General features: G+C 43.8%; 2 protein-coding genes. Both read left to right on the top strand.

From position 1 onward, the window contains the following. Positions 1 to 69 precede the first annotated feature (69 nt). Positions 70 to 420, top strand: coding sequence for an ISAon1 family transposase N-terminal region protein (locus CLV60_RS34095; protein ID WP_170118953.1), 351 nt, complete (start codon positions 70 to 72; stop codon positions 418 to 420). Continuing rightward, positions 416 to 1399: an ISAon1 family transposase gene (locus CLV60_RS34090; protein ID WP_170118954.1), complete on the top strand. Its 984-nt coding sequence runs from the start codon at positions 416 to 418 to the stop codon at positions 1397 to 1399. Before CLV60_RS34095 ends, CLV60_RS34090 begins: the two co-directional genes overlap by 5 nt. Positions 1400 to 1427: the final 28 nt, after the last annotated feature.

Genomic DNA, 1427 nt, shown 5'->3' with positions numbered 1-1427 from the left:
GGATCAGTCCGAAAAGTTGGGGGGTGATAAAAAAAGTAGTTGTTTTGCGATGAATCAATATTAAATGCATTGCAAGAGTCTTATTTAGCCCTAGTCCGTTTCCTGTTACCTGAGGGTATCCTGGATTACTTCGAACTTTCTAAAATCGTTGAAGGCTTAACGGGCCTGCACATCTACCTGGAAGAAAAAAATCTCCCTCCATCCGAATACAAAGACCAAAAGTTAGAATCAAAAGGCTTCCTGCCCGAGATTTACATCCAAGATTTCCCCATTCGCAATCAAAAGGTTACACTTTGCATTAAGCGTCGGCGCTGGGAAGTCAAGGATATGGGTGAGATTATCAGCAGAGATTGGAATGTTGTGCAACAGGGGACTCGGATGACCAAAGAGTTCGCTGATTTTTTAAAAGGACTGTATTGATAATAATCCTGTTAGCTGTTCCCAATTAGGCAAATACTTTCACCTTGACGGAAAGCAACTCCAACAGCAGTATAAAGACCATATTAGTGATTACCGAGATTGGAACCAGTGTGAACATGCCGCAGAGTGGCTTTTGTATCCTAAAAATGCTGGCTCATATTTAAGCATTGATGAAACCTCTCTTTCCAATGGCGAACTTTATACGATCGTAACCAATAAGGCTGCAAAAGGCAGGCAAGGTTCTTTGTTAGCAATGGTGAAGGGGACACAAGCCGCGTCGGTGATAGAGATTTTACGAAAAATACCTAAGCGTATTCGCAGTAAAGTACGAGAAGTGACTTTGGACATGGCCGCTAATATGGGCATGATTGTAAGTCACTGCTTCCCAAAGGCGTCCAAGGTCATCGACAGATTCCACGTCCAAAAATTAGCATATGATGCAGTTCAGGAAATCAGGATACAACATCGTTGGCGGGCTTTGGATCAAGAAAACCAGGCTATTGAAGTTGCCAGGCAATCTGGTGTGGTTTACCAGCCCGAGATTCTTGCCAATGGGGATACATTGAAACAGCTGCTGGTCAGAAGCAGGTACTTGCTTTTCAAACACTATGATAAGTGGACTGCCTCCCAACATCACCGTTCCAGGCTGCTTTTCGAGCGCTATCCGCTTATCGAGCACGCTTACAAACTCGCAACAGGCTTAGGAACCGTTTTTCGGGCCTGTAAATCCAAAGAGCAAGCATTTAAAAAGCTGGCACTGTGGTACAATGCAGTGGAAGATTGCGGCCTGGATTCCTTCAAAACTGTCGCTAGGTCTATTCAGACGCATTATCTGGACATCTTAAATTTCTTCAATAACAGGAGTACTAACGCTTCGGCAGAATCATTTAACGCGAAAATCAAGGCTTTCAGGTCATCTTCCAGAGGTGTAAGGGATATTCCGTTCTTCCTATTCAGGCTCTCGAAACTTTATGCTTAATTTCCCCCCAGATTTTCTGCTTGATCCC

It is taken from the genome of Dyadobacter jiangsuensis (genome assembly GCF_003014695.1).
GTDB classification, from domain to species: Bacteria; Bacteroidota; Bacteroidia; order Cytophagales; family Spirosomataceae; genus Dyadobacter; species Dyadobacter jiangsuensis.
The sequence above is the reverse complement of the archived record's forward strand: the minus strand, read 5'-3'. Positions and strand labels throughout refer to the sequence as shown.